A 2,625-nucleotide genomic window follows, 5' to 3' on the forward strand; every position below is an offset into this window, starting at 1 on the left:
TACGCGCCAATTCGTGTGGACTTAGAGTTTCCTGGTTTGCACAATAGGTGGTCCCTCATGTTAGGATATTGACACCTAGCGAACCGTGCTCGCTGAAATCGCGTTTTATGATAGAGTAAGCAGTCAGCAAATTGAGACTTTTTGCTTGAGGAAACAAAGATGGAACGCAAGTTGGCGGCCATTCTGGCCACGGATGTTGTCGGGTTTGCGGGGTTGGTATCACGCGATGAGAGCGGGGCATTGGCTAAATTGGTGCGTCTAGAACGTGAGGTCATTGACATGCAGGTCGAAGCAAACCGAGGCCGTGTGTTCAAGTCTACAGGCGATGGGTTTTTGGCTGAGTTCTCCAGTGTCTTTGAAGCGGTCAATTGTGCAATCGGCGTTCAAAGAGCATGTGCGCTGGAAGCACGCCGGTCGAACAATGACGACTCACTCATCTTACGTGTCGGCGTCTCTCTTGGTGATGTTGTTGTGCACGGGGAAGATATTCTGGGAGAAGGCGTAAATACAGCCGCGCGGCTGGAAGCAATTGCAGAACCAGGTGGAATTGCTGTCTCAGGCGAAGTAATGGCACAAATAGTCGGCAAGGTAGAGCTCCCACTGGTGGATTGTGGTCACAAAAAATTAAAAAGTACGGATACTCCAATTCATGTCTACATGACCCAGTCAAAATCTGGGGAAGCAGGAGGTTTTCTGGATTTTGATGAAGACGAATTGACCAAGACCCTAGTGACCGGCGGCTGTATTTGTGGATCTGTCCGCTATGAAGTAAACGCTCCGGCCATAAGCACTGGATATTGCCATTGCAGCTGTTGCAGAAAATTCTCCGGTTCGGCAGTCAACGCATGGACAGCGTTTCCTGCTTCTTCTGTTCGTTTTCTCACCGAAGAGCCACTTTATTTCGCAACCACGCCAATAGCGATGCGTGGCTTTTGCCCTAAGTGCGGGGCAAGTCTGACTTACAAGCTCATTCAGCCTAAAGAAACGGCGTATTTGGTCCTGCATACTTCAAGTCTCGATCATCCAGAAAATTTTGCTCCATCAGTCCACTCTGGTATGGAAAGCAAATTGCCTTGGTTCGACATTTTGGATGATCTGCCTCGCACACGGTCCGCAGACTCCCGAGTGTTGCAAAAAGCATGGTCGAGTGTCGGTTTGCCCGATCCCGAAACTTGGGGGCCTTTGGCTGAGCCGCCAGATGTTTTTTAACGGCCAAGGAAACTCGCGAAAGTTTGCACCTCAATCTTTCATCTATCGACTGTTACGATCCACTTGGTTCTGCCACCTCAATATTGGATCTCGAACGGAACAACCTCTCGCCCTGTTCGCCTCTCTTGTTCCGCCAATCGTTGAAGATACCCCTCTGACCGGGCCGTCTGCCGCCAAATCACGTAGTCTTTCACATGGTCCGCATTGGGGTCGGCCTGCTCGTCCAGCCCATAGAATTGGTTCGACGTCGGTAACGGGGCACCGGCCACTTCTTCTGAAGCCTCGGCCATCACCCGCTTCAATTCTCCAACACGGGTATAGTCGATGATGTAACTGTCATGCACTGACAGGACTGGTACGGCTTGGTGACAGAAGTGACGATGGACTCGTTCTGCTATCAGACTGTCGAGGTGCATCAGCCGGATACCTTGATCCGCGAACAAGTATTCTTTGATGTGAGGTGTCTTTTCCAGAAAGCCCGTCAGCAGGGTCTCCAGTTGCTCGTTCGTCAGTGTCTTCCCAGCATGACCAGTCGGGAACCCATCTCGGAACGCTCTGAAGGCCGCATCCTTGGACCCGGCGTTGATAGCAGTCAGTATCAGGCGTTTGATAAACTTGCGCTGAAGCGGTGGAGGCGCACCAGCGATAAGTCTGTCAGGCAGATCATAGGGGTCCCCAGCGAGTTCCTTCCCGGCCTCTAGACTGAGGAGGGAGACATGGAGACTGCGGAAGTCCACTTCGACGACCGGCGTGTCATTGATGAAGATCTTCGACCTCCAGTCACTGTTGATCTGCTGCCACCAGCCGCCATGAAAGCGCCCATTCAGGTTGAAGTCAGAGCGACTGAATATCCGACGGGTGGACTTATGGTGATGATCGGTGGTGACATCATCGACCTTAGGCTCCTCCAAAACAGGGATATCAATGAAAGCATCAGCAATTACTTGGTTATAGCGCTCAAGCTCAGCCCGCATTCTGATGATCTCGTCGGTATCCTCGTACTCGACCAGTGCCTCAGCACTATCACCTCTAAGAATGATGAGTTCTTCGCCTTCGACTCGACCAACGTCATCTCGTCGGAATGCCACTTCGGCGAACCATCCCTGCAGCACCTCGGAGGCTCGTATCCTCGTCGTTCTGTTACCCCGAGCCAGAGGACCCGAGTAACTGCCCTTGGCAACATCCAATAGTCCTGCTTCGATTAGGGTGTGAATGATCGGGATGATCTTCTTGGATATATGGATCGCGTTATAGCGGGAACTGGTGTCCCAGTAGTTCGAGGACATGGAGACGCCGATAGACAGTTCCGGGTCTTCCAACCAAGCGACATACAGGTCTAGAACCAGCACCCGAAGTTGATGTCTGAATGCGGTCTTCGGCTTCGGTCCGGAGGTTTTATCACTCGGCAGATAGTCG

Annotated in this window: 2 protein-coding genes; one reads left to right on the plus strand and one right to left on the minus strand. The window is 52.0% G+C overall.

Features of this window, described 5'->3' with window-relative positions; translation table 11 throughout:
* The first annotated feature begins 159 nt into the window (after nucleotides 1-159).
* On the plus strand, nucleotides 160-1,209 hold the full coding sequence (locus ACR0FE_RS23570) for a GFA family protein (RefSeq protein ID WP_480491495.1): 1,050 nt from the start codon (nucleotides 160-162) through the stop codon (nucleotides 1,207-1,209).
* Nucleotides 1,210-1,286: 77 nt separating this feature from the next.
* Here the strand turns inward: ACR0FE_RS23570 and ACR0FE_RS23575 are convergent.
* A partial coding sequence (locus ACR0FE_RS23575) for a hypothetical protein (RefSeq protein WP_480915553.1) occupies nucleotides 1,287-2,625 on the minus strand: 1,339 nt, incomplete at its 5' end.

It is taken from the genome of Ruegeria sp. K7 (genome assembly GCF_056531785.1).

Coding starts and splice junctions, on each gene's coding strand:
- ACR0FE_RS23570 (WP_480491495.1), top strand. CDS start 160: ATGGAACGCAAGTTGGCGGCCATTCTGGCCACGGATGTTGTCGGGTTT.